15 protein-coding genes are annotated in these 18,861 nt (G+C 65.3%); 5 read left to right on the top strand and 10 right to left on the bottom strand.

The features are described 5' to 3' along the window. Positions 1-192: 192 nt before the first annotated feature. From pstS to pstB, 4 genes are read left to right on the top strand one after another with little or no spacing between them, the layout of a single operon-like run. Complete coding sequence (gene pstS / locus AC4AMJ_RS18265; protein ID WP_489899615.1) at positions 193-1,314, top strand: phosphate ABC transporter substrate-binding protein PstS; 1,122 nt, start codon at positions 193-195, stop codon at positions 1,312-1,314. A 41-nt stretch (positions 1,315-1,355) separates the two neighbouring features. Further along, positions 1,356-2,447 (top strand): phosphate ABC transporter permease subunit PstC, encoded by a 1,092-nt coding sequence (gene pstC, locus AC4AMJ_RS18260; protein ID WP_489899616.1) that lies wholly within the window; start codon positions 1,356-1,358, stop codon positions 2,445-2,447. Next, positions 2,444-3,370, top strand: coding sequence for a phosphate ABC transporter permease PstA (pstA, locus tag AC4AMJ_RS18255; RefSeq protein WP_489899617.1), 927 nt, complete (start codon positions 2,444-2,446; stop codon positions 3,368-3,370). Before pstC ends, pstA begins: the two co-directional genes overlap by 4 nt. A 41-nt stretch (positions 3,371-3,411) precedes the next feature. Beyond that, positions 3,412-4,188, top strand: a complete 777-nt coding sequence (gene pstB, locus AC4AMJ_RS18250) for a phosphate ABC transporter ATP-binding protein PstB (RefSeq protein ID WP_489899618.1) — start codon at positions 3,412-3,414, stop codon at positions 4,186-4,188. 66 nt (positions 4,189-4,254) lie between these two features. On the opposite strand, the gene AC4AMJ_RS18245 is transcribed toward pstB, so the two are convergent. The 7 genes from AC4AMJ_RS18245 to gad form a co-directional block, all read right to left on the bottom strand. Further along, positions 4,255-4,404, bottom strand: a complete 150-nt coding sequence (locus AC4AMJ_RS18245; RefSeq protein WP_489913745.1) for a hypothetical protein — start codon at positions 4,402-4,404, stop codon at positions 4,255-4,257. A 217-nt stretch (positions 4,405-4,621) separates the two neighbouring features. Next, complete coding sequence (gene phoU / locus AC4AMJ_RS18240) at positions 4,622-5,284, bottom strand: phosphate signaling complex protein PhoU (RefSeq protein WP_489899620.1); 663 nt, start codon at positions 5,282-5,284, stop codon at positions 4,622-4,624. A gap of 100 nt (positions 5,285-5,384) precedes the next feature. After that, positions 5,385-7,517 (bottom strand): LCP family protein, encoded by a 2,133-nt coding sequence (locus tag AC4AMJ_RS18235; RefSeq protein ID WP_489899621.1) that lies wholly within the window; start codon positions 7,515-7,517, stop codon positions 5,385-5,387. A 156-nt stretch (positions 7,518-7,673) separates the two neighbouring features. Then, the gene (dusB, locus tag AC4AMJ_RS18230; protein WP_489899622.1) at positions 7,674-8,759 is read right to left on the bottom strand and encodes a tRNA dihydrouridine synthase DusB; all 1,086 of its coding nucleotides are present in this window, start codon (positions 8,757-8,759) and stop codon (positions 7,674-7,676) included. A gap of 128 nt (positions 8,760-8,887) precedes the next feature. Beyond that, positions 8,888-9,880, bottom strand: a complete 993-nt coding sequence (locus AC4AMJ_RS18225) for an acyl-ACP desaturase (protein ID WP_489899623.1) — start codon at positions 9,878-9,880, stop codon at positions 8,888-8,890. Positions 9,881-10,186: 306 nt separating this feature from the next. Further along, positions 10,187-10,699, bottom strand: coding sequence for a nuclear transport factor 2 family protein (locus AC4AMJ_RS18220; protein WP_489899624.1), 513 nt, complete (start codon positions 10,697-10,699; stop codon positions 10,187-10,189). 43 nt (positions 10,700-10,742) lie between these two features. Beyond that, on the bottom strand, positions 10,743-12,146 hold the full coding sequence (gene gad, locus AC4AMJ_RS18215; RefSeq protein WP_489913743.1) for a glutamate decarboxylase: 1,404 nt from the start codon (positions 12,144-12,146) through the stop codon (positions 10,743-10,745). A gap of 144 nt (positions 12,147-12,290) precedes the next feature. Here gad and AC4AMJ_RS18210 point away from each other — a divergent pair, with 144 nt between their 5' ends. Further along, the gene (locus AC4AMJ_RS18210) at positions 12,291-13,691 is read left to right on the top strand and encodes a WS/DGAT/MGAT family O-acyltransferase (protein WP_489913741.1); all 1,401 of its coding nucleotides are present in this window, start codon (positions 12,291-12,293) and stop codon (positions 13,689-13,691) included. A 507-nt stretch (positions 13,692-14,198) separates the two neighbouring features. Here AC4AMJ_RS18210 and AC4AMJ_RS18205 read toward each other — a convergent pair. The 3 genes from AC4AMJ_RS18205 to AC4AMJ_RS18195 all read right to left on the bottom strand — a co-directional run bounded on the left by AC4AMJ_RS18205 (position 14,199) and on the right by AC4AMJ_RS18195 (position 18,650). After that, the gene (locus tag AC4AMJ_RS18205) at positions 14,199-16,214 is read right to left on the bottom strand and encodes an NAD(+) synthase (RefSeq protein WP_489899627.1); all 2,016 of its coding nucleotides are present in this window, start codon (positions 16,212-16,214) and stop codon (positions 14,199-14,201) included. 18 nt (positions 16,215-16,232) lie between these two features. Next, positions 16,233-17,390, bottom strand: a complete 1,158-nt coding sequence (locus AC4AMJ_RS18200) for an acyl-CoA dehydrogenase family protein (protein WP_489899628.1) — start codon at positions 17,388-17,390, stop codon at positions 16,233-16,235. A 63-nt stretch (positions 17,391-17,453) separates the two neighbouring features. After that, on the bottom strand, positions 17,454-18,650 hold the full coding sequence (locus AC4AMJ_RS18195) for an acyl-CoA dehydrogenase family protein (protein ID WP_489913739.1): 1,197 nt from the start codon (positions 18,648-18,650) through the stop codon (positions 17,454-17,456). Positions 18,651-18,861 lie beyond the last annotated feature (211 nt).

Raw genomic sequence — 18,861 nt, 5'->3', positions numbered from 1 at the left:
ATACCTTCGCGTCGGCGAAGTGGGTCGCCTGACCGGCTATGTGATCGGTCACAACGACGCCAGTAAACGGACCGTAATTCATTCTCCGTTCACCTTCGGGGCGCGGAGTGTCCACCCTCCGAACCTAGGGTCAGTGCGACCGGGCGACGTCGCTACGGCGATGCGCCATGATCTGATGCTGGAGGAAAACCTGTGAAATTGAGTCGTTCCGGTGTTGCGCTCGCCTCGTTGGCGGCCACTTCCGCTCTCGTCCTCGGTGCATGTAGCAGCAACGCCGACAAGGGGGACACCAGCGCCGCACCGGCGTCGGCGGTCGCCGACATCCAGTGCCAGGGCAAGCAGGCGCTCAAGGCCAGCGGTTCGACCGCGCAGGCCAACGCCATGACGATCTTCTCGACGTCGCTCGCGAAGACCTGCCCCGGCTACGAACTCGCCTACGGTGGCGGTGGTTCGGGCCAGGGGGTCTCGGACTTCAACCAGAACCTGACCGACTTCGGCGGCTCCGACTCACCGCTGAAGGACGAGGACGTCGCGGCGGCGGCCCAGCGCTGTGGCTCCGAGGCATGGAACCTGCCGCTGGTCTTCGGCCCGATCGCGGTCGCCTACAACATCGACGGCGTCGACAACCTCGCGCTGTCCGGCCCGACCCTGGCCAAGATCTTCAGTGGTCAGATCACCAAGTGGAACGACCCGGCCATCGCCGCCGAGAACGAGGGCGTCGACCTGCCCGACGAGCAGATCAACGTCATCTATCGCGCCGACCAGTCGGGTACCACCGACAACTTCCAGAAGTATCTGACCGCGGCCGGCGGCTGGGACAAGGGCACCGGCAAGACCTTCAACGGTGGTGTCGGCGAGGGCAAGCAGGGCAACCCCGGTGTGGGCTCCGCGGTCAAACCGACCAACGGCTCGATCGCCTATGTCGAGTGGGCGTTCGCACAGTCGAACGATCTGTCGATGGCCAAGATCATCACCGACCAGGACCCCCAGGGCGTGGAGTTGACGTCGGAGACCGGCGGCAAGACCATTGAGTCGGCGACATTGCAGAACGGACCCGACAACCACAACATGGTGATCGACACCTCGTCGTTCTACAAGCCGGCTGAAGCGGGTGCCTATCCGATCATGCTCGCCACCTATGAAATCGTGTGCTCGAAGTACTCGGACACCCCGACCGCGGAGGGCGTCAAGACGTTCCTCAATGTGGCCTCGGCTCCGCAGAACCAGGGCGCAGACCTGCAGAACGCGGGCTACATCCCGCTTCCGCAGGAGTTCCAGACCAAGCTGCAGTCCTCGATCGACGCGATCCAGTAACTGCCGCTCCGGCTCCCTCACAGGAATAGACGATCAAGAAGATGTCCGTGGATGACACCACCGGAGTCGGCCCCGGCCCGGCGAGCAGCAGCTCGCCGGGCCAGGCGCCGCCCCCCACACCCGAGAACGATCCGAATCTCACACCCGAGCAACGCGAGCTGGAAGAGCAGATCCACCCGGGTCTGAGCAGCCCTCGCGGACAGTTGGGGGACCAGATCTTCGCCTACCTGGCGAAGGGCACCGGTTTCCTCGTCATCATCCTGATCGCCGCCATCGGCATCTCGCTTCTCGTCGATGCGATTCCGGCAATCCTCGACAACAACGCCAACTTCCTCTTCTCGTCCGAGTGGAACGTCAGTGGCCAGGACTTCGCCAACGGCACCGCGGCATTCGGTGTGTGGGAACTCTTCCGCGCCACCGTGCTGTCATCCGGTTTCGCGCTGGTGATGGCCACGCCGATCGCGATCGGCATCGCGGTCTTCCTGGTGGAGTACGCGCCCACCCAGATCGCCCGCGCGCTCGGCGCGGTCATCGACCTGCTGGCCGCGGTGCCGTCGATCATCTTCGGCCTCTGGGGCATCTACATTCTCGCGCCGGTGATCGCACCGTTCGCAGAGTGGCTGAACGACACCTTCGGCTGGTTCTTCCTCTTCTCCAGCGGCAAGACGTCGATCTCCGGTGGGGGCACGATCTTCACCGCCGGTATCGTGCTCGCGATCATGATGCTGCCGATCATCACCTCGATCACCCGCGAAGTGTTGCGGCAGACGCCGTCGGCCCACAAAGAGGCGGCACAGGCGCTCGGCGCCACGAAGTGGGAGGTCATCCGGATGACCTCGTTCCCGTACGGGCGTTCGGGCATGATCGCGGCATCGATGCTGGCGCTGGGTCGCGCGCTGGGCGAGACGATCGCACTGATGATCATCCTGAGCGCGGCCGTCGGTCGCCTCAAATGGTCGCTGTTCGAAGGCGGCGACACCTTCGCGTCGAAGATCGCACGCGACGTCGGCGAGTTCGTCGGCAGTGAGGCGTCCGCCGGCGCATACATCGCGGCAGGTCTGGTCCTCTTCGTCCTCACGTTCGTGGTCAACGCGGTCGCCCGCGTGATCGCCGGTGGAAAGGTGAACGGATGACAATCACTGCGGAGGTCTCGCCCAGCGGGCCCGTCAAGTCATCGCCGAGCGCGTTCCGCGACGTGTCGGCGGGCCGCAAGTTCCGCAACAATGCGGCGCGAAGCGTGTTCGCAGCCTGCTTCGTCCTCGGGGTCATCCCGCTGGTGTGGCTGCTCTACACGGTCATCTCCAAGGGATTCCCGGCGATCACCGACCCGAACTGGTGGTTCGGCAACGCCTACGGCGTGGACACCACCAGCCAGTACGGGGCCGGCATCTCGCAGGCGATCATCGGCTCACTCATCCAGGCGCTCATCGCGACGGTGATCTCGGTGCCGATCGCGGTGATGACCGCCATCATGCTGGTCGAGTACCCGACGACCTGGCTGGTCAAGCCGGTGAGCTTCATGGTCGACATCCTGGCCGGCGTGCCATCGATCGTGGCCACCCTCTTCATCTTCACCGTGTTCGTGATCGGGCTTTCCATGGGGCAGAGCGCGTTCATGGTCAGCCTCGCGTTGATCCTGCTGATGATCCCGATCGTGGTGCGCTCCACCGAAGAGATGCTCAAGCTGGTGCCGGACGAACTGCGTGAAGCGTCGTATGCGCTGGGTATCCCCAAGTGGAAGACCATCATGCGGATCGTGATCCCGACCGCGCTGTCGGGCATGCTGTCCGGCATCTTCCTCGCGATCGCCCGCATCATGGGTGAGACGGCGCCGGTGCTGATCCTGGCCGGCCCGGCCAGTTCGCAGGTGCAGACCAACCCGTTCGAGGGCGGGATGACATCGCTGCCGCTGTTCATCAAGGACATGTGGTCCTCGGCCCAGTCGGCGTCGAGCTTCTACTACTGGGGAGCGGCCCTCACCCTGATCATCATCATCGCGATCCTCAATCTGATCGCGGCGATGTTGGCCAAGCTCCTCGCCCCCAAGACCCGCTGACGGCTCACCGCAATCACGCACGACACCAAGAAGGCATCGACATGGCCAAGCGCCTCGACATCAAAGATCTGAACGTCTATTACAGCAAGTTCCATGCGGTCAAGGACGTCACCCTCTCGGTCCCGCCCCGCAGCATCACCGCCTTCATCGGCCCGTCGGGCTGCGGCAAATCGACGGTGCTGCGCACCCTGAACCGGATGCACGAGGAGATCCCCGGCGCCTACGCGGTCGGCAGTGTGCTGCTCGACGGTGAGGACATCTACGCCAAGGGCATCAACCCGACCGCGGTGCGGACCACCATCGGCATGGTGTTCCAGCGCCCGAATCCGTTCCCCACCATGTCGATCCGCGACAACGTGGTGGCCGGCCTCAAACTGCAGGGTATCCGCAACAAGGCGCAGCTCAACGAGGTCTGTGAACGCAGCCTCCGGGGCGCGAACCTGTGGGAAGAGGTCAAGGACCGTCTCGACAAGCCCGGTGGCGGCCTGTCCGGCGGCCAACAGCAGCGGCTGTGCATCGCCCGCGCCATCGCGGTGTCCCCGGACGTCCTGCTGATGGACGAGCCCTGCTCGGCACTCGACCCGATCTCGACGCTGGCGATCGAGGACCTGATGGGCGAGCTGAAGAAGGACTACACCATCGTCATCGTCACCCACAACATGCAGCAGGCCGCGCGCGTGAGCGATCAGACCGCGTTCTTCAACCTCGAGGGTGTCGGCCAACCCGGTCAGCTGGTGGAGATCAACGACACCGAGACGATCTTCTCCAACCCGACGAAGCGGGAGACCGAGGACTACATCTCGGGCCGCTTCGGCTGAGCACGAGACCAACGACTCCGCGCCATCACCGACACGATCGGTGGTGGCGCGGAGTCGTTTTCGGGGTCAGATACTGCTCAGCAGGAGAACGATCAGCAACACGATGAGCGACAGCGTGATGCCCGCGTAGAGAAGGATCTGGCGCCGGTGGGCGGCGGCCTGCTCGTCGTCGGTGACCATGCGGAAGTCGGATTCCGCCGGAGGGTGCTGAGCCATGTCAGAACCCTAACGGGCCCGCACGTGCCCGGAGAAATCGATCGGGGCCTCAGGTGAGGACCATCTCACACCGTCCGGTGACGCGGCCTGGGTCGCAGCCATACCACGGCGTACGGACGATCACACGCGCAGCCCCAGCAAGAAACCGCGCCCGGAGCGTGTGACATCGGGCTGGGATGTCGCACGCTCCGGGCGCGGGATCGCGTCGAACGAGGTGTCAGGACACCTCGAGGTACTGCTCCGGGGTCTTACCGGTTGCCTGGAACACCACCCGGCGCCCGATGAGGACGGCGTGATCGGCGAATCGCTCGTAGTAGCGGCCGAGCAGGGTGATGTCGACCGCGGCGGCGACGCCATGACTCCACTCGCGATCCATCAGGACCGTGAACAGGTGCCGGTGCAGGTCGTCCATGGCATCGTCATCCTCTTGTAGCCGGATGGCGTCCCGGGGGTTCTGCGTCGTCAGCACCTCGCGCGCGGTGTCGGCGAGCTTGACGGCCAGCCGGCCCATCTCGGCGAAGTAGCCGTTGACCTCTTCGGGCAACGCCTTTGCGGGATGGCGACGGCGCGCGACCTTCGCAACATGCAGGGCCAGCGCACCCATGCGGTCCACATCGGCCACGATCTGGAATCCACTGACGATGCTGCGCAGGTCGCCGGCGACGGGTGCCTGCAGGGCGAGCAGCGCGAACGCCTGCTCCTCCGCGCGTGCGGACAGCTCGTTCATCCGGTCGGCGTCGGTGATGACTTCTTCGGCGACGGACAGATCGGCCTGCAGGAGTGCCTGCGTGGCACGTGCCATCGCGGCACCGGCGAGATCGCACATCTCACCGAGGGTCGAATTGAGCGCCTCGAGCTGCTCATGGTAGGCGGTACGCATGGTCTCCAGCCTAATCGGTCCGCTGATGTTCCCCGGGTTCGGCACGGTGAACTCCCCGTGAACGCGCGGTGCATCGCTGTGTTCGGCGGGAATGCGCAGGTCAGCGGCAGGTGGTGTCGCCCGCGTTGGTCACCGCGAGGTCGTTCGGCAGGCTCGACGAGTTAGACGCCGGGGGCAGCTGCTGGACCGAGATCGTGCGTCCGGTCGCGGGCGGCTGACCCACAGATCCGTCGTAGTCGGACCCGAGGATGACCTCGACTCCCGACTTCACCGTTCGGTCGAGCTGAATCGACGCGCCGGGGAACATCGTGGCCAGTGTGGCCGCCGAATCCTCCTCGCCACCGCCGTAGCGGATGACGGTGTCCGTACGGTTCTCCGACGCATCGGCGACACCGCGCACATCGAAGCCCATCGACACCAGCTGATCGGACGTGTCGCCGGCCGCTCCCGTCCGTCCGGTGCCGTTGAGGACGCGAACCCCGACGTTTTCGGGACTCTGCGCGGTGGCGGACAGGCGGGTCGGGGCGGGGTCGCTGGTCGTCGTGGTCGACGTGCTCGATGCCTTTGTGCTGCTCGACGTCGACGGCTTCTTCTTGGCCTGCTCACCGGGCAGCGGCTGGTCATCGATGATCGCGTTGAAGATCGCATTGATGTCGTCGGTGCGCGGGATCTCGTTGTTGAGCCCGTCGGTGGTCGTCCCCGACGTCGGGATCGTGAGGAACGTGACACGTCCCGCCTCGATTCCCTGCATCGATTCGGCAAGCTTCAGCAGCGACTGCGTGTCGACACCGTCGACATAGCTGTACTGGATGAAGGTGTTGACGATGCTGTTGAGTTTGTTCGGGCTGGACAGCACGTTGCCCGACAACGTCGACCGCAGCAGCGACGACATGAACAACTGCTGCCGTTTGATGCGCCCGTAGTCCCCGTTGCCCTCCGACGCGATGTTGCGAGCACGGACGTAGTTCAGTGCGCGACGGCCGGTGAGCTTCTGAGTGCCGGGTTTACGCAGGATCTGGCCGAGTTCGTAGTCATAGAGCGGTGCCGTCGAACAGACCTGGACTCCGCCGACAGCGCGGACCACCTTCTCGAAACCGTAGAAGTCCATCGCGATGAAGTGGTTGATGTTCAGGCCGCTCATCTGGGTGATCACGCTGACCAGACACTTGGGCCCGCCGTCGGCGTAGACGCTGTTCAGCTTGATGCCGGTGGCCGGCTCCAGATCCGCACCATAGGTACCGGCACTGTTGTCCCACTCCTGGCACTGCGGCCTGTCGACCTGCAGGTCGCGGGGAAACGAGACGGCGACGACGCGACTGCGATTGGCCGGGATGTTCACCAGGATCACCGTGTCCGAGCGGGCGCCGGCGGCGTCGTCGGTGGTACCTGCACCGACATTGGCGTTCTGGCCGCTTCGCGTGTCGGTGCCGACGATGAGGTAGTTCTCGTCGCCGTACTGCGCATCCTTCTTGCGGATGTTGGAGTCTTCCGGATTGACCGCGTTGATGGTCTTCCAGTTGCCGTTCACCGACTGCAGGTAACCCCACACGAAGCCGGTGCCCACCAGCGCCATCACACATGCGACCGCGACCAGGATTCGTCCGGTGACGGTGACGTTGCGGCCGAGGTTGCGGCGACGCTCTGCGGGGCCGGGATGGCGGAGCGGACGCGATCGGGGCGGGATGGTGTCAGAGAGATCGGGGGTGGGCTGGAGCGGCCGGATTCGGCTGCCCTGCCCGCGTGACTCCTCGGTGACCCGTTGGCGCGTCGCGTCGTCGGACAGGTCGACGTCGGGATCGGTGGGACGGTCGTCGGCTCGGACCGTGGGGATCTTCTGGGTGACGTCGTTCCCACCGGGGTACTGGCCCAGATCGCCGAACCGGTGGACCGTCGTGGGGTCGTCGTCGGCCGGAGGCTGGGGCGCGGGACGGTCGGACTCCGCCGGAGTGGCGGGGGATTGCGATGCCGCGGGGTCGGCGGGGGACGGCGACGCCGGGCCGGCGTTCATCTGCTCCATGAGCTCGCGCACCGTGAGCCGGGTGCGGCCGCGCACATAACGGTCGGTGGCCCGCGGTTCGTGCAGTGCGCCATGCGCCGGCACCTCGTTCGTGGGTGCCTGCCCGTACAACTCCTTGAAGTCGTTGGTGCCGCCGGATCGCCCAGCGCGCCGACTGCGACGAGGCTTGTTGCCTTCGTCGGCCGGCTCGTCCGGTTCCGATCTCCTACGACTCAACTGGAATTCCCCTTGACCCCGACTACTTCAACGCCGCGTCGAGCTGCTGCGGCGCACCATGACATCGCCTCCGCCCATGCGGAAGCCTCGGGTCATAGTACTGATTGCACCTGAGAACATGTCTCAGCCACCACGGCCAGACCCGAATTGTCCAGGTCAACCGCCAGAATGCATGACCTCGGCGCCCTCGGGGACGATGTCCTCGTCCGGGTCGTCGAGCCACCCCTCGGGCAGCGCGACCTTGGCCGGTGATCCCTGGCGCCCTCGCGGGCCGTGGCCGTCGGCGGGGAACTCGGCGTCGGCGGGCAACGTCGCGACGAGTTCGCGCAGTTCATCGACGGTCTTGACCAGCGCCATCCGACTGCGCAGGTCGGATCCTGCGGGGAAGCCCCGCAGGTACCAGGCGACGTGCTTGCGGATCTCCCGGCAGCCCTTGTCCTCGCCGTGATGTGCGGAGAGCAGCTCCGCGTGCCGAATGATGATCTTCGACACCTCACCGAGGTTGGGCGCGGGCGGTGCGTCGAGGCCGTTGAGTTCGGCGGCGAGTTCGGCGAACAGCCATGGCCGTCCCAGGCAGCCGCGACCGATGACCACGCCGTCGCAGGCCGTGTGGCGCATCATCGCGATCGCGTCGGACGGTTCGAAGATGTCCCCGTTGCCCAGCACCGGGACGTCGGTCACATGCTCCTTGAGCCGGGCGATCTCATCCCAGTCGGCCGTCCCGGAGTAGCGCTGGGAGGCGGTGCGCGCGTGCAGGGCGACCGCCTGAGCGCCTTCCGCGGCGGCGATGCGTCCCGCGTCGAGATGCGTGTGGTGCTCGTCGTCGATGCCGATCCGGAACTTGACCGTGACCGGGATCGACGTGCCCTCCGTCGCGCGGACCGCGGCGGCCACGATGCGCTGGAACAACTTGCGCTTGTACGGAATCGCCGATCCGCCCCCCTTGCGGGTCACCTTGGGTACCGGGCAGCCGAAGTTCATGTCGATGTGGTCGGCGAGATCTTCGTCGACGATCATCTTGGCCGCCGCGTAAGTGTTCTCCGGATCGACCGTGTACAGCTGCATCGACCGCGGGTTCTCGTCCGGCCCGAAGGTGGTCATGTGCATGGTCACCGGATGGCGCTCGACGAGAGCGCGGGCGGTGACCATCTCGCAGACGTACAGTCCGGACACCGTGCCGGTCCGCTCGAGCTCGAGCTCGCGGCACAACGTGCGGAACGCGACGTTGGTGACCCCGGCCATCGGCGCGAGCACCACCGGGCTGGCGAGGTCGATGGATCCGATGCGCAGTGCGGGTTGTGCGGACAGCAGCGAACCGGCGCCCTCGGTTGAAGCTGAGGGCGCCGGTCGCGTCGAGTCCAGTGTCGTGCTCAGGATGCCTGCCGCTCCCGTTTCTTGGCTTCGCGGGCGAGCGAGCGGTCGCGCATCTCTTCGAAGCGGATGGTGTCCTTCTCGAGCTGCTCGAGGAATGCGGCGAGCTCCTCGCGGGTCTTCTCGCCCTCGGCGCTGAAGTCGTCGCGTTCGAAGACGTTCCATTTCCGCAGCACGGGCATGACGACGTCCTCGAGATGCTGGCGCAGGTCGTAGATGCCGTGCTTGGCCATCAACACGCCGTTGCGGCGGAAGTTGGGCATGCCGGCACCGGGCATCTGGAAGTTGGTGACGATGTCGGTGACGGCGCGCAGCGTCTGGTCGGGGGAGATGTCCATGCCCGCACCGCAGATGTTGCGGTAGAAGATCATGTGCAGGTTCTCGTCGGCGGCGATGCGCTGCAGCATCCGGTCGGCGATCGGATCGTCGCAGGCCTTGCCGGTGTTGCGATGGCTGACCCGGGTCGCCAGCTCCTGGAACGTCACGTAGGCGACGGAGTGCAGCAGGCCCAACTCGTCGGCGTATTCCTCGAGTTCATCGGCGCGTCCGGCGGCGGCCAGCATCGGGTCGTAGCCGTTGGTCATGTGGATCATCCGGGCCTCTTCGAGGGCGACCGGGTCGACGCCACGGGTGACGACGAGGTAGTCGCGCATCACGATGCCGTGGCGGTTCTCCTCGGCGGTCCACCGGCCGACCCAGTGGCCCCACGCGGAGTCCATCGAGAAGTTGTCGGCGATGACCCGGTGGTATGACGGCAGGTTGTCCTCGGTGAGGAGGTTGGTGATCATCGCGGCCTTGGCGACCTCGCCGAGCTGCGACTGCTCGGGGTCGTAGTCCACGCCGCCGAGTGCTGCGTAATTGCGGCCCTCGTCCCACGGGACGTAGTCGTGCGGGTTCCAGTTCTTGGCGATCTTCAGGTGCCGATTGACGTTCTCCTCGGCGACCGGCGACAGCTCCTTGAGGAGCTCAAGCTGAGTCAGCTCGCGTGCCATTAATTTCCTCCGAACGGGTGGGGGTCCGCATCTGATGTATGTCTTGTCTCGGCGCCGACCGACACAATGATCAGTCGTCCAGGGTACGTCACCAGGCCAGGTCGACCAAGTCCATACCTACGCAATCGTAACCACGCGTACGTGGCGTTACGTCCGCCTCGCATGACGTCGGTCACGATCGGCCGTCATCGGCCGATTCGACGCCGCGCCGTTCGATCATCGCCGATCGGCGCCGTTTGTCGCATTCTCCGACGCGGATTCACAGCCGATTCGCAGCCGTTGTCACCGCCGAATCACCCGCGTATCTCAGCTGCGCCGGGCGAACATTGCACCGATGGTCTCCATCCACCGGGCCGCATCCGGGTCAAGGGTACCGAGTTCGGCGGCCTTCTCGCACCACTTCATCGCCGCCTGCCCGAACTCCAATGGGTTGTAGACGTCCTCTTCCCGACGCCAGAGGCCGTTGCCGGCATAGGTCAGGATCGTGATGTTGGTCGCGGTGACGTGGGTCCCGTCGCCGGGGTCGCGCATGGGGTTGTCGACCTCACAGATGACGCGGGCAGTCGCGGCGTCGACCACATGCCAGAGGGATGGAAACCCCGTCATATGGCTGCCGGGGAAGGCGGTCATCGTCTTCCAGATCCAGCTGCGGATCTCCTCTCGGCCGGACATGGTGCCCAGTGCATGCTCGATGTACTCGGCATCCTCGGTGAACAGATCGGCGAAACGGTCCCAGTCGCGGCTGAGGGCGACCTCGGCGACGGTGGTCTGGAACGCGCCGAAGGCATCGTCGAGCTCGGCGTGGGTGAAGGTGCTCATCGTGAGATGAGCCTACTAGAACCTGTTCTAGTGTGGGATGGGTTCAGTGGCGGAATCCGCTCGTCGCGTGGGGCGTGGGCATCGGCGTATCCAGACTGTCGAGGTACTCGACCGACGCCCGCAGATCGCGCAACAGGATCTCCGCGAGGTCGTGGGACAGCCCGTTGCGCACCACGATTCGCTGCACCCGCTGGTCGGAGAGGTTGTCGGGCAACGGGTAGGCGGGCACCAGCCAGCCGCGCTCGCGTAGCTGGGCCGACAGGTGATCGAGGTTCCAGTTCTCGGTGTGTCCGGGGGCGAGTTGCCATGCGAACACCGGGATGTCGGAGCCGTCGCTGCGCAGCACGAATTGGTCCATCGCGCCGATCGCCGACGACAGGTGCAATGCGACGTCCTGGGAATTCTGTTGCACCTCGCGATAGCCCTCGAATCCGAGACGCAGGAACTGGTAGTACTGCAGCAGCACCTGGGAACCCGGCCGGGAGAAGTTCAACGCCAGGGTGGGCATGTTGCCACCGAGATAGCTGACGCGGAACACCAGGCTCTCCGGAAGCAGCGACTCCTCGCGCCACACGACCCAGCCGATCCCCGGATAGACCAACCCGTACTTGTGTCCGGACATGTTGATCGACGCGACCCGTTCGAGCCGGAAGTCCCACACCAGGTCCGGTTGCAGGAAGGGGGCGACGGCGCCGCCGGACGCACCGTCGACGTGGATCGGGATGTCGAGTCCGGTGTTCTTCTCGATCTCGTCGAGCGCCGCCGCGATCTTCGCGACCGGTTCGTAGGCGCCGGTGTAGGTGACGCCCATGATCGGGACGACCCCGATCGTGTTCTCGTCCACATAGGACGCGAGATCGTGGCCGTCGAGGACGGGGTGTTCGTCGGTGATCGGCACGTAGCGGGCCTCGACCTCGAAATAGTTGCAGAACTTCTCCCAGCACACCTGAACCGCAGACGACATGATCAGGTTCGGCGTCCCGACGGGCTTGCCCTCGGCCTTACGCCGCTCGGCCCAGCGTCGTTTGAGGGCGAGACCGCCGAGCATGGCCGCTTCTGACGACCCGATGGTCGATGTACCGACGGTCCGGGTGGGGTCCGGTGCGTTCCAGAGATCGGCCAGGATTGTCCAGCAACGTGTTTCGATCGCAGCCGTCTGTGGGTACTCGTCCTTGTCGATCATGTTCTTGTCGGCGGACTCGACGTAGAGCCGATTGGCATGCTCGTCCATCCAGGTGCCCACGAACGTGGCCAGGTTCTGCCGGGCATTGCCGTCGAGCATCGACTCGTCGTGCACGATCTGGTAGGCGGTCTCGGGCAGGGATGGATGCTGCGGAAGCGCGAACCGAGGGAACTCGGTTGCTTCACCGGGGCGCGTGAAGAGCGGATTCGCACTGACCGGGATGTCGGCGACATCCTTGCGGTCAACCTTCTCATGGTGATCCATGGCATTAACCTACAGCGAAACTTCGCCCAGATGGCCTGATCTTCCGGCATCATTGGCCGGGGTGGTCGTCGCGTCATCTGGAGGGACGACGCCGGTGCGCCGGTCGTGGTCGCGCCGTCGGTCGAGTGAGGGTGGTTGGGTGCAATGCAACGTCTGAGTGGGCTCGACGCCTCGTTTCTCTATCTCGAGACGAGGTCGCAGCTCGTGCACGTGATCGGTCTCATCGAGATCGATCCGACCACGATGCCGGGCGGATACAGCTTCACCAAGATGCGCGACGAACTCGAGCGCCGGATCGCCGGAATGCCGAATTTCCGTCGCAAATTGGACAATTCGCTGTTGAACATCGACCATCCGGTGTGGATCGAGGACGAGGACTTCGACATCGAGCGGCACGTGCACCGCGTCGCGGTACCGGCGCCGGGCGGGCAGACCGAGCTGGCCGAACTGTGTGGCCACCTGGCCGGGCAGACGCTCGACCGCGGGAAGCCGTTGTGGGAGCTGTGGGTCCTCGAAGGGCTCGCGGACGGCAAGGTTGCGGCCATGCTGCGCATGCACCACGCCGGTGTGGACGGCGTCACCAGTGCGGAGATGCTGGCGCAACTGTGCACTCTCACGCCGGAATCGCCCGATCTCGATCGCGACAAGGTGACCGAGACCGCGGGCCCGGCGTCGCGGACCGCCATGGCGGTCACCGGTGCGGTCAACTATTTCGTCCAGCGGCCGATCGCGATGGCGAAACTCATCCCCGGCACTGTCGGCGTGCCGATCGGCTGGTTCCGTCGCAGCCGGTCGAAAACTGCGATGCCCCTGCCGTTCCAGGCCCCGCGCACCCGGTTCAATGCGCCCATCACACCGCATCGATCGCTGGCGATGACCCAGCTGTCCATCGACGACGTCAAGCGGGTGAAGAACAAATTCGGCGTCAAGATCAACGACGTCGTGCTGGCCATCACCGGTGGCGCCCTGCGTGCCTACTTCGAGAAGCACGGTGAACTGCCGGAGCAACCGCTGGTCGCGATGGTGCCGGTGTCGGTGCACGGCGCCGACGAGAGCTCGTTGGTCACCGGCGGTACCAACAAGGTCACCGGCATGTTCACCCTGCTCCCATCAGATCTCGACGACCCGGTCGAACGGCTCGAGCAGGCGGCGGCACAGGCACGCACCTCGAAGGACCATCACGGCGACATCGACGCGAACATCCTGCGGGCGTGGGCGCAGTTCGCGCCTGGCACCACCATGTCGACGCTGATGAAGCTCTACGGCAGTCGCAAACTGGCACTGGCACATCCGCCGGTGTTCAACGTGCTGGTGTCCAACGTCGCCGGACCCGACTTCCCGCTCTACTTCCTCGGATCACGCGTCACCGGTGTGTATCCGCTGGGTCCGATCTTCCACGGCCTCGGCCTCAACATCACCGTGTTCTCCGCCGACGGCAATCTCAACGTCGGCGTCCTCGCCTGCACCGACCACGCCCCAGACGTGTGGTCGATCGCCCACGCCTTCGACGACCAGCTCAAGCAGTTGCTGGAGCGGTGCGACTGACTCCAGGCCCCCTCGAATATAAACCGCGCCGGCCTTGCCAACGCGCCCGGCACGGAGGGCGAGAGAACCCGGCGGGCCGGGGGTGAGTTGCATCGTGCCGAGTTGGATCGTGCCGAGTTGCGTCGTGCCGGGTTGCATCGTGCGAGTTGCATCGCGCCGAGAGAACCCGGAATTTCGCCGAGAGAACCCAGAGTTACAGCGAGAGAATCGGTTTGGTGGAGAGGCTGGGTTCTCTCGACGAAATTCCGGGTTCTCTCGGCCTCCGTGTTGCCGGTTGGTGAGGTTGGCTCGCCCGTTGTTGCAGGTTGGTGAGGTTGGCTCGCCCGTTGTTGTCGGTTGGTGAGGTGGGCCGCCCGTTGTTGTCGGTTGGTGAGGTGGGCCGCCCGTTGTTGTCGGTTGGTGAGGTGGGCCGCCCGTTGTTGCCGGTTGGTGAGGTTGGCTCGCCCCTTTGTTGCGGTTGGTGAGGTTGGGCCGCCCGTGTTGCGGTTGCTGAGGTGGGCGCCAGCGTCACCAGTTCTCGAGCCAGGCTTGGCTGCTCGCGTCGCTCGGGCTGCGCCAGTCGCCTCGGGGGGACAGGGAGCCGCCGGAACCGATCTTGGGGCCGTTGGGCATTGCGGTGCGCTTGAACTGGTTGGCCATGAATCGCTTGAGGAAGACGCGTAGCCAGCGTTCGATGGTGTCCGGGTCGTATTCGTTGCGCCGCTGGGTCACGATCATGTCCGACCAGGGGCCGCGTTCCCGGTCGCCCCATGCCTGCGAGGCGAGGTAGGCGATCTTGGCGGGACGGTAGCCGTAGCGGGTGAGGTAGTAGAGGAAGAAGTCGTGCAGCTCGTAGGGGCCGACGGTACCTTCCGTGCTCTGCACCTCGCCGTCGTCGCCGGCGGGCACCAGCTCGGGGGTGATCACATCGTCCAGGATCTCGGCCAGGGTGTCCGTCGTCTCCTGCGAGTACGCGCTGGTGGTGATCATCCACCGGATGAGGTGCTGGATCAGGGTTTTGGGCACCGACGAGTTCACGTTGTAGTGCGACATCTGATCGCCCACGCCGTAGGTGCACCAGCCCAATGCCAGCTCCGAGAGGTCACCGGTGCCGAGCACGATCGCGCCGTGGTGGTTGGCCAATCGGAACAGATGTGAGGTGCGTTCGCCGGCCTGCACGTTCTCGAAGGTGACGTCGTAGACCTTCTCGCCGCGGGCGTACGGATGATCCAGGTCGGCCAGCATCTGCTCACACGACGGCCGGATGTCGAGTTCGGTTCCCGAGACACCCAGCGAGTCCATCAGCACGTGGGCGCGACGCAGCGTCGCCGAACCGGTGGCGAATCCGGGCATCGTGTAGGCCAGGATGTTCTTCCGCGGCAGGCCGAGCCGGTCGAAAGTGTCGACCGCGACCAGCAGTGCCAGCGTCGAATCCAGCCCGCCCGACACGCCGATGACGATCTTCTCGATACCGGTGGATCGCAACCGTGCGGCGAGACCCTGCACCTGGATGTTGCCGACCTCCCGGCACCGGAAGTCGCGGTCGGCGGCGTCGGCCGGGACGAACGGGAAGCGTGGTACCTCGCGATGCAGCGTGTCCTCGACGGCCGTGATCGATCCGAGTTCGAAACGAATGCGCCGCAACGGTTTCAGGTCGGCTGCGAAGTCGCCCACCTGATCGCGCAGGCTGATCATCCGCATCCGCTCCTGCCGGAGCCGATCCAGGTCGATGTCGGCGGTGATCATCTGCTCGGACATCGCGAACTGCTCCGAGCGGGCCAGCAGAGTCCCGTTCTCGGTGATCAGTGCGTCACCGTCCCACGAGAGGTCGGTGGTGGATTCGCCGAAGCCGGCCGCCACATACACATGCGCGGCCACGCACCGCGCGGAGTGGCTGGTGCACAGCGACTTCCGGTACGACTCCTTGCCGACGGTCACCGGGCTGCCGGACAGGTTGGCCAGCACGGTGGCCCCGGCGAGGGACGCCCATGTACTCGGTGGGATCGGAACCCAGCCGTCCTCGCAGATCTCCACATGGACGGCGAACCCGGGCAGGTCGACGGCCTCGAAAATGAGGTCGGCACCGAACGGGACCTCACGACCCAGCACCGTCGCCGTGCTCACCGCCGCGTCTCGGGCGGCGGCGAAGTACCGCTGCTCGTAGAACTCCCGGTAGTTGGGCAGATACGACTTCGGGACCACGCCCAGGATCTCACCGTCGTGGACCACCGCTGCGCAGTTGTACAAGCCGTCGCCCACGACCAGCGGCACACCCACGGCGACCAGCGGGCGCAGGCCCCTGCTCGCGTCGACGACCTCCGCCAGCCCGTTCAGACAGGCGTCGAGGACGGCGTCCTGCTGCACCAGGTCGTCGATGCTGTAGCCGCACAATCCCAACTCAGGGAATACGACCAGGGCCGCACCACCATCGGCCGCCGACCGCAACAGTTCGATCGTCCGCCGGGTGTTGACCGCCGGGTCGGCGATGGAGACGACAGGGACGGCTCCGGTGACTCGGGCGAATCCGTGCTCGTAGACAGACACGCCGTCGAGCCTAGTCGGTCACAGCCCGAGGTCCTTCGCGATGATCGTCTTCATCACCTCGTTGGTGCCGCCGTAGATGCGGGAGACCCGGGTGTCGGCGTAGAGCCGGGCGATCGGGTACTCGGTGATGTAGCCGTAGCCGCCGTGCAGTTGCAGACATTTGTCGATGACCCGCCCCGCGGTCTCGGTGGCGAACAGCTTGACGCGAGCGGCGTCCGGGACGCTGAGCTCACCAGCGTTGTGCAGTTCCAAGGCGCGGTCGACGAACTGCCGGATCGCCTCGACATCGGACGAGCATTCGGCGAGCACGAACTTGGTGTTCTGGAACGACGCCACCGGTTTGCCGAAGACGTCGCGCTCGCGGGTGTAATCCAGCGCATGCTGCACGGCGGCGGCCGCGGTGGCGGACGCGCCGATCGCGATGGTCAGGCGTTCCTGCGCGAGATTGTGGGTGAGGTAGCTGAAGCCCGCCCCTTCCTCACCGAGCCGGTCCTCGACGGGGACCTGCACCGAACTGAACGAGAGCTCCGCGGTGTCGGAGGCCTTGAGACCTATCTTCTCCAGCTTGCGCCCGACCGCAAATCCCTCGGATGCGGTGTCGACGACGAGGATCGACAGACCGGAACGGCGGTTGTCGGCATCGAACGGCGAGGTCCGGCACACCACGAGGACGCGATCGGCAAGCGCCCCGCCGGTGATGAACGTCTTCGCACCGTCGAGGACGTAATGGCTGCCGTCCTCGGACAGTTTCGCGGTGGTCGAGATGTTCGCGAGGTCCGACCCGGTGCCCGGTTCGGTCATCGCGATCGCGAACATGATGTCGCCGGAACAGAACCCGGGCAGCCAGCGCTGCTTCTGGTCGTCGGTTCCGTACTCGAGCAGGTAGGGGAGGATCAGATTGGAGTGCACCGAATAGCTGCCGAACGTCACGCCGGCCGCCGACGTCTCCTCGGCGATCACCATCGAATAGGTGAAGTCGTGCGCACCGCCGCCGCCGTACTCTTCGGGTGCCTCGATGCCGAGCACGCCCAGATCGCCCAACCGGTTGTAGAACTCGCGCGGCGGATGTCCCTGCTTCTCCCAGTCGTGGTACTGCGGCACGACCTCCTTGGCGATGAAATCACGGATGGTCTTGCGAAAGGCGTCGTGATCATCGGTGAACACGGTGCGCTGCATGGCTTTCCCCCTTGGGAGTGATGATGCGGTTCAGTCGGCTCGATGTCGTACCGGACTCGCCGGTCACTTCTCCCGATACTCCCGCAGGAGTCCTTTGCTGATGATCTGTTTCTGGATTTCGCTGGTGCCCTCGCCGATGAGAAGGAACGGCGCCTCGCGCATGAGTCGTTCGATCTCGAACTCCTTGGAGTAGCCGTAACCACCGTGGATGCGGAAGCTGGCCTGGGTGACCTCGGCGCAGTATTCGCTGCATAGGTACTTCGACATTCCTGCGGCAACATCGTTGCGTTCGCCGGAGTCCTTGAGCCGCGCGGCATTCACCATCATCAGGTGTGCGGCTTCCACCTTGGTGGCCATCTCGGCGAGGCTGAAGGCGATGGCCTGGTGTTCGGCGATCGGCTTGCCGAAAGTGCTGCGCTGCTGCGCATACCGCACGGCCAGCTCGAACGCGCGTTGTGCGACACCGCAGGCGCGTGCGGAGACGTTGACCCGTCCCACCTCGACACCGTCCATCATCTGGCCGAAGCCCCGACCGGGCGCGCCGCCCAGGATGTCGTCGGCGGCCGCACGGTAGCCGTCGAAGATCAGTTCGGTGGTGTCGATGCCCTTGTAACCCATCTTGTCGATCTTCCCGGGGATGGTGAGGCCGTCGACGACCTCACCGAAGCCGGCCGGCTTCTCGATCAGGAACGTCGTCAGGTTCTTGTGGGGTTTGTCCTGGCCCTCCTCGGTACGGACGAGCGCGGCCACCAGTGTCGAGCTCGCACCGTTCGTCAGCCACATCTTGGCGCCGTTGATGGTGTAGTCGCCGTCGGCCATCCGTTTGGCGGTCGTCTTGATCGCGGCGACGTCAGAGCCGAGTTCGGGCTCGCTCATCGAGAAGGCGCCGCGTACCTCGCCGGTGGCCATGCGCGGCAGGAAATGCTGTTTCTGCTCGTCGGTGCCGTGTTGGCGCAGCATGTAGGCGACGATGAAGTGGGTGTTGATGACCCCGGACACGCTCATCCAGCCGCGGGCGAGTTCCTCCACGCAGAGCGCATAGGTCAGCAGCGATTCGCCGAGGCCCCCGTACTCCTCGGGGATCATCAGACCGAACAACCCCATCTCCCGCATGCCGTCGACGATCTCGGTCGGGTAGGTGTCGGCGTGCTCGAGTTCCTGGGCGTTCGGGATGATCTGCTTGTCCACGAACTGTCGGACATTCGCCAGGATCTCGGTCTGGATCTCGGTGAGACCGAGGGTCTGCGCGAGGCGGGCCATCGTGACCTCTTCTCTTCGTATGGCATCGCGGCGGACGCGCCCGTGGGTGGGCGCGCCGGTGAACCCCCTCAGCATGCCCCGTCGACGGGTGTGGGTGGAACGACGCGATCGACTAACGCATCCTTAGCGGCAGCCAATGATGCGTGGTTGTGACGTGTTACATCGCCTGCTGCGCCGTCCCATAGGCAATCGCAGTCTCACGATTCACGGA

It is taken from the genome of Gordonia sp. LMA484 (assembly GCF_058129505.1).
Note: the sequence above shows the minus strand (reverse complement) of the source record. Positions and strands in the feature narration are given on the sequence as shown.

Excerpts from the sequence above, each read along its gene's own strand:
- pstC (WP_489899616.1), top strand. The coding sequence starts at position 1,356 with ATGTCCGTGGATGACACCACCGGAGTCGGCCCCGGCCCGGCGAGCAGC.
- pstA (WP_489899617.1), top strand. The coding sequence starts at position 2,444 with ATGACAATCACTGCGGAGGTCTCGCCCAGCGGGCCCGTCAAGTCATCG.
- pstB (WP_489899618.1), top strand. The coding sequence starts at position 3,412 with ATGGCCAAGCGCCTCGACATCAAAGATCTGAACGTCTATTACAGCAAG.
- AC4AMJ_RS18245 (WP_489913745.1), bottom strand. The coding sequence starts at position 4,404 with ATGGCTCAGCACCCTCCGGCGGAATCCGACTTCCGCATGGTCACCGAC.
- phoU (WP_489899620.1), bottom strand. The coding sequence starts at position 5,284 with ATGCGTACCGCCTACCATGAGCAGCTCGAGGCGCTCAATTCGACCCTC.
- dusB (WP_489899622.1), bottom strand. The coding sequence starts at position 8,759 with ATGGCCGGGGTCACCAACGTCGCGTTCCGCACGTTGTGCCGCGAGCTC.
- AC4AMJ_RS18225 (WP_489899623.1), bottom strand. The coding sequence starts at position 9,880 with ATGGCACGCGAGCTGACTCAGCTTGAGCTCCTCAAGGAGCTGTCGCCG.
- AC4AMJ_RS18220 (WP_489899624.1), bottom strand. The coding sequence starts at position 10,699 with ATGAGCACCTTCACCCACGCCGAGCTCGACGATGCCTTCGGCGCGTTC.
- gad (WP_489913743.1), bottom strand. The coding sequence starts at position 12,146 with ATGGATCACCATGAGAAGGTTGACCGCAAGGATGTCGCCGACATCCCG.
- AC4AMJ_RS18210 (WP_489913741.1), top strand. The coding sequence starts at position 12,291 with ATGCAACGTCTGAGTGGGCTCGACGCCTCGTTTCTCTATCTCGAGACG.
- AC4AMJ_RS18200 (WP_489899628.1), bottom strand. The coding sequence starts at position 17,390 with ATGCAGCGCACCGTGTTCACCGATGATCACGACGCCTTTCGCAAGACC.
- AC4AMJ_RS18195 (WP_489913739.1), bottom strand. The coding sequence starts at position 18,650 with ATGGCCCGCCTCGCGCAGACCCTCGGTCTCACCGAGATCCAGACCGAG.